The sequence below is a fragment of the Synechococcus sp. R6-5 genome, from assembly GCF_047461775.1.
Classification (GTDB): Bacteria; Cyanobacteriota; Cyanobacteriia; order Thermostichales; family Thermostichaceae; genus Thermostichus.
Genome location: NZ_JANSHV010000216.1, coordinates 1 through 6,030 on the forward strand (window position 1 = coordinate 1; position 6,030 = coordinate 6,030).

Consider the following 6,030-nt stretch of genomic DNA (forward strand, 5'->3'; position numbering starts at 1 on the left):
GTCCCGCTGGCGCGATCAATGGCCCAGGGGTCTCACCTTAACCTGAGAATCACTATGTTGATTTCGACTCCGACAGGCTAGCCAAAGGCCCACCAATCTGCTCAGGCAATCCGGAGAAGAGAGCCCATTGTTGCTCCATTGAGAACCTCAAAAGCCTCTAAACGACCACGCAGGAGTGCTTAATCACCACTGAGGCCAGGATGGGAGTCGTGGCCCCGGTGCACCTGGGCCCAGACACGGGTGGGCAGGCCCCAGATGTAGATAAAGCCTTCGGCGGCGCGGTGGTCGAATTGATCCCCTTCCCCGTAGGTGGCCAGCTCTGGGTTGTAAAGGGAGTAGGGAGAGCGACGGCCCACACAGACCGCCTGGCCCTTGTGCAACCGCATCCGCACGACACCGGTGACGCTTTTCTGGGTGGCGCGGATAAAGGCGTCCAGAGCCTCCCGCAGCGGCGAGTACCAAAGGCCGTTGTAGATCAACTGGCTGTAGGTGGTCTCGATGCCGTACTTGTAATGGATGACATCGCGGGTGAGGGTGAGGCTTTCCAGCTCGCGGTGGGCTTGGATCAAGACCATTAGAGCAGGGCACTCGTAGATCTCCCGCGACTTGATCCCCACCAGGCGGTTTTCAATCATGTCGATGCGGCCCACCCCATGCAGGCCAGCTAAGGAGTTGAGCTGCTCGAAGAGGGCTTTGGGACTGAGGCGCTGCCCATCCACCCCGACAGGGATCCCTTGCTCGAACTCAATCTCCACGTAGGCGGGCTCGTCGGGTGTCTGGGAAATAGGCCGGGTGAGGGCATACACTTCCTCCGGCGGCTCCCGGTCGGCATCTTCTAGGATGCCGGCTTCAGCGCTGCGGCCCAAAATGTTGAGGTCGATGCTGTAGGGGCTGGACTTCTGCACGGGCATGGGGATCCCGTAGCGCTCCCCATAGGCAATGGTCTCCTCGCGGGTCATCCCCCACTCGCGGGCAGGGGCCAACACTTTGAGCTGGGGATTTAAAGCAGCAATAGCCAGATCAAAGCGCACCTGGTCGTTGCCTTTGCCGGTGCAGCCGTGGGCCACCGCATCGGCGCCCACCTCTTCCGCCACTTCCACCAGCAGCTTGGCAATCAGGGGTCGGGCCAGGGCCGTGGAAAGGGGGTAGCGCTGCTCGTAGAGGGCGTTGGCCTGGATGGCCGGGAAGGCATAGTCGGTAATGAGGGCCTGGACAGCCTCCCGCACCAGAGATTGCTCTGCCCCCGCCCTGAGGGCTTTGGCCTGAATGGCCTCCAGCTCCGCCCCCTGCCCCAAGTCGACTGCCAGGGCCACCACCGATTCCACCCCCCACTCGTGCTTGAGATAGGGAATGCAGACGGAAGTATCCACCCCGCCTGAATAGGCCAATACCACCTTCTTTGCCCGTCCCATGGGATCCCGCCGTTGCCGTTAAAAAGTTGCTAGCCCATTATGCCCTGTGGCAGGGATCCTGGCTGGCCTCAATGTCGGTTTCCTCAGCTATTCTCAAGGGGATTTCTCCTGCCGGGGAAAGGCCGGGGGTGTGAGTGAGCATGGCTGGCAAAAAGACGGCTGCGGCGTGCCGGGGATCTGAGCCCAAGCGAACTGTGGGGCTGGGGATCCTGTCGCTGCTGAGCTTTGTGGCCGGGATGGGGTTTGCCGCCCTCTCCCAGCCAGAGGTGGGATCCCCTGTTGCCGTCTCCGAGCCGGAGGTGCCCCGTTTTACCGCCCACGGTTGGCCCTTGTTGGATCCCTTGCCGCAGCCGGACGAGATTTGGGAGTGCGAGCTGGTGGTGGTGGGCGGATCCCTGGGAGGGGTGGCAGCGGCAGGCCATGCCATGCGAGGGGGGGTGCAGACCTGTCTCATCGAGCTCACCCCTTGGCTGGGGGGTCAGATTACCTCCCAGGGGGTATCGGCCATTGATGAATCGCTGCCGATGCGGCAGCGGGGCAATTTTTCCCGCCACTGGCTGGAGTTCAAGGCCTTGATCGAAAGCCAGCCGGTGCATCTGCCGGCCTGGACAGGGATCCCGCCGGGAACCCGCGTATCCGAGATCAACAGTTGCTGGGTGGGAGGGCTGTGTTTTCCGCCTCAGGCGGGGCTGCAGGCGGTGGAAACCTGGCTGCAACAGGCAGCCCAAAATGCCCCCAACAGCCGCTGGGCTACCCAAACGGCTTTTAAGGGGGCCACCTTCAGCGCCGATGGATCCCAGATTGAAAGCATTTACGCTGTGCAGCGGCAGCCGCGGGATCCCAACTTTGTGCCGCCGGGACGGCTGTGGCGGGAGCTGGTGAGCTGGTACAGTTGGCAGGAAACGGAGGTGTTCGCCAAGCGAGTGCTGCGTCTACAAGCGCCGCCGGGCCGCCCATTCTTCGTGATCGATGCCACCGATACCGGAGAGCTGGTGGGCTGGGCCGGGATCCCCTATCGGCTGGGTTCGGAAGGGCACGATGTGACCGGCGAGCCCAATGCCGCCCCCGCCAGCAACCCGGAGTGCACTCAAGCCTTTACCTTTCCCTTCGTGCTGGCCATCCACGACGATGGCGGTCGCTCCCGCGCCGAGCTGGCCCAACTGCAACCGGGCTATTCCCGCGCCGAACACCGCCGCGAGTTCGACATGGAAGGTTTCCCCACCTTCAGCGGCCAGAGCTTTTTCAATTACCGCCGCATCGTCAGCAAGGGTCGCCGGGATCCCTTCTACAGCACGCCTGTTCCAGGCGACCTGACGCTGGTGAACTGGAACCGCGGCAACGATTGGGGGATCATGAACCCGCCCCTGATCCTGACGGAAGAGCGGCTGGTGGCCTCGGGGCAGCGCCACAACTGGCTGGGGGGCCTGGATGTCTCAGCCATCAAAGATGGAGAAAACCACGCCCTGCTGTTTGCCGAGTGGCTGATGGAAACCCAATCCCGCAGCGGCTATCCCCTGTCCTTGGTGTTTGCCGAAGAGTCCTTGCTGGGCACCCGCTCCGGCCTTAGCCTCTACCCCTACATCCGCGAAGGTCGACGCATCCTGGGGCGAGCTGCCTACGGCCAAGCAGAGTTCCTGATGTTGGAGCAGGATATTCGCGTCGGCACCGCCGGGGGGCGGGACTTCAGACCTACCGTGGTGGGGGTTACCCACTACGCCATCGATATCCACGGCTGTCGCTACCGCAACTGGGAGCCCTCTCTTTCGGCCAGCTCCGCGCCAGTCAACGAGTTTTCCGTCCGTCCCATTCTCATTCCCTTGGAAGCCCTGATCCCGCAGAAGGTGGATAACCTGCTCATCGGCGGCAAAGGGATCGCCGTCAGCCACATTGTCAACGCCGCCACCCGCGTGCATTACGGTGAATGGACCATCGGCTCGGCAGCAGGCCTGACCGTGGCTTGGCTGCGCAGTCAAGCTCCCGGCCTGATCCCAGCTCAGATCGTGCCGCAAGGCAAAATAGCCGATTTACAGCGCTACCTGATCTCCCATGGGCAAAGACTGCAATGGTGAACCCAGAGGACACCGTCTCAGCGCGAACGACAGATCCCCACCCAATCGACCCAATTTTTCCGATATCGGGGCCCTAGCCCTCAGAGGGAAGTGAATCGGGATCCCTGCCTGCGCGGGCATCTTCGCTACTTTTGCCATAGCGCTGCTGCCGCCACCACACCAACAGGGGACTGGCGATAAAAATGCTGGAATACACCCCCAAAGTAAAGCCAATGAGCAGGGCAATGGCAAACCCCTTCAAGGTAGCTCCCCCGAAAATGGCAATGGCGACCAAGGGCAGCATCGTCGTCAGGGTGGTATTCAAGGAGCGGGCGAAAGTTTGATTTAGAGACAGGTTCACCACCTCAGCGAAGCTGACCTTGCGGCTCACCAGACGCAGATTCTCGCGGATGCGGTCGTAGATGACCACGGTGTCGTTGACGGAAAAGCCGATGATGGTCAGCAGCGCCACCACAAACAGGCTGTCCGCCTCCATACCCACCGTCAGGCCCAAAAGGGCAAATAGCCCTATCGTCAACACTACATCGTGCAGCAGCGCCATAATGGCAAACACCGCGTAATCCCACTGAAAGCGCAGGGCCAGATACACCACAATCAGGCCGAAAGAGATGAGCACCGCCACGATGCCGGAACGCAGGAGCAGACGACCCACCGTCGGGCCCACTGTCTCCACCAGGTTGCGCTGGAAGGGGGCAACCTCCTGCCGCAGGGTGGCTTCCACGGCCAGCCGCTCTTGCTCAGTCAAGGGGGGCATGCGGATCAGGGCTTCCTGGCCCGTTTGGGTGTCCAGCTGGATGATGCTGGTGCCCAGGTTGTGTTCCTGCAGCGCCCGTCGCAGCTCCTCGGTGGTGACAGGCCGCTCAAAGCTCAGATCCAGCAAGGTGCCGCCGGAAAAATCCAACCCCAGCCGCAGGGGAGTTCCCAGAGAAGCCAGGGAAAAGGCCATGCTGACCAGCCCCACCAGCAACACCGCCAAGGACAAGCTGAACCACAGCTTGCTCCGTCCAACAATGTCGAAGCGATAGTCGAGCAACCGAGAGGCGGGATCTACGGGGGATAGCTCTTGAGCCGTCATGATTGGGCCGCCTCCATCCGAACGCCGTAAAACTCAGGTTTGCGCAAGCTGGGGATCCCCATTGCCGCCAAGAGCAGGCTACGGGTGCAGGTGATGGCCGTAAAGAAGCTCACCAGAATGCCAATGCCCAGGGTTACCGCAAACCCTTTCACCAGTCCCATCCCCAGCCAGAAAAGCACGCCACAGACCAAAAGGGTGGTCACATTGCTGTCCAGGATGCTGCTGAAGGCGCGGTTAAACCCTTCCGAAATGGACTTGTAGATGGATTTGCCGGCCCGCAACTCTTCTTTGATGCGCTCGAAGATCAACACGTTGGCATCCACCGCCATGCCGATGCTGAGGATAAAGCCGGCGATCCCCGGCAGAGTCATGGTTACCCCCAGCAGTTGGAACAGAGCAAAGGTGCAGAGGGCGTAGATAAGCAGAGCAATGTCCGCAATCAGCCCTGGCAGGCGATAGTAGGCCACCATAAAGAGGAAAACCAGCACCAGGCCCCCGATCCCGGCATAGAGGCTGCGGCGCACGCTCACCTCCCCCAAAGTGGCCCCGACAGTGCGATTTTCAATCACCTGAATGGGAACCGGCAGCGCTCCTGCCCTGAGCTTGACCGCCAAGTCAGTGGCGGTTTCCACCGTAAAGTTGCCTGTGATCACCGCCGTCCCGCCGGTGATGCCGGTGCGGGCAAACTCCGGCCCCACGATCGGGGCACTGATCAACACGTCGTCCAGAAAAATGCCCAATGGACGTTCTGTTCCGGCCAGATCTCGGGTGAGCTGAGTAAATTTTTCTGCCCCCTCCGGCTTGAACTCCAGCAGCACTTCCCAACTCTGGGATCCGCGGCGGGGGGCTTGGGGATAGGCATTGCGCAGCAGATCCCCGGTGAGGCCGACCCGCTCAAACAGAGTATCCGGATCCTCCCCCGCTGTTATCTCTCCCCGCTCGTTGCGGGGCAGCGCGCCGACGGGAACCAAGCCCTTGCGAAACTCCAGTTGGGCTGTATCTCCAAGGAGAGCAATGGCCCGATCCGGATCCGCCACCCCCGGCAACTGCACGAACAGGCGGTCTTGGCCGCTGATCTGCACCAGAGGCTCAGCCACCCCCAGCCCGTTGATCCGCTGCTGGATGACGGCCTCTACCCCCTGCATCACTTCGGGGGTGATTTCAGGCACCTCCTCGGTGGGCACAGCTTGTAGCGTGAGCTGGGTTCCTCCCTTGAGGTCAAGGCCAAGGCGAACCTCCCGGCTGAAGCCCAGGTAAACGAGGGCAACCACCACGGCCAAGATGAAGATCAGCCCTCGCAAAAAGGAGAGCCGACTGAGCCACGAAGCTGAGAATTGGGTCATAGGTCTGAAAGAACGAGGAACGCTGGCAGACTCGATGTAAACTACCCGACCCTACACCGCCTTAGCAGTGTAGCGCGGGCTTTCAGTAGCCCTGAGCCTGTTATGCTCTACCAGAGAACAAAACAAGCCCG

General features: G+C 61.4%; 4 protein-coding genes. 1 reads left to right on the top strand and 3 read right to left on the bottom strand.

All coding sequences use genetic code 11. From position 1 onward, the window contains the following. Window positions 1-179: 179 nt before the first annotated feature. The gene (locus NW818_RS11140) at window positions 180-1,412 is read right to left on the bottom strand and encodes an argininosuccinate synthase (RefSeq protein WP_414424592.1); all 1,233 of its coding nucleotides are present in this window, start codon (window positions 1,410-1,412) and stop codon (window positions 180-182) included. Window positions 1,413-1,552: 140 nt separating this feature from the next. Between NW818_RS11140 and NW818_RS11145 the strand changes: the two genes are divergently transcribed. Continuing rightward, the gene (locus tag NW818_RS11145) at window positions 1,553-3,481 is read left to right on the top strand and encodes an FAD-dependent oxidoreductase (protein WP_414424593.1); all 1,929 of its coding nucleotides are present in this window, start codon (window positions 1,553-1,555) and stop codon (window positions 3,479-3,481) included. 73 nt (window positions 3,482-3,554) lie between these two features. Here NW818_RS11145 and secF read toward each other — a convergent pair whose 3' ends face one another. Together secF and secD are read right to left on the bottom strand one after the other, a co-directional pair. After that, window positions 3,555-4,556 carry a protein translocase subunit SecF gene (gene secF, locus NW818_RS11150; protein ID WP_414424594.1) on the bottom strand — a complete coding sequence of 334 codons (1,002 nt, stop codon included), beginning with the start codon at window positions 4,554-4,556 and terminating at the stop codon, window positions 3,555-3,557. Next, complete coding sequence (gene secD / locus NW818_RS11155) at window positions 4,553-5,899, bottom strand: protein translocase subunit SecD (RefSeq protein ID WP_414413646.1); 1,347 nt, start codon at window positions 5,897-5,899, stop codon at window positions 4,553-4,555. The genes secF and secD overlap by 4 nt, the downstream gene beginning before the upstream one ends. Window positions 5,900-6,030 lie beyond the last annotated feature (131 nt).

Excerpts from the sequence above, each read along its gene's own strand:
- NW818_RS11140 (WP_414424592.1), bottom strand. The coding sequence starts at position 1,412 with ATGGGACGGGCAAAGAAGGTGGTATTGGCCTATTCAGGCGGGGTGGAT.
- NW818_RS11145 (WP_414424593.1), top strand. The coding sequence starts at position 1,553 with ATGGCTGGCAAAAAGACGGCTGCGGCGTGCCGGGGATCTGAGCCCAAG.
- secF (WP_414424594.1), bottom strand. The coding sequence starts at position 4,556 with ATGACGGCTCAAGAGCTATCCCCCGTAGATCCCGCCTCTCGGTTGCTC.
- secD (WP_414413646.1), bottom strand. The coding sequence starts at position 5,899 with ATGACCCAATTCTCAGCTTCGTGGCTCAGTCGGCTCTCCTTTTTGCGA.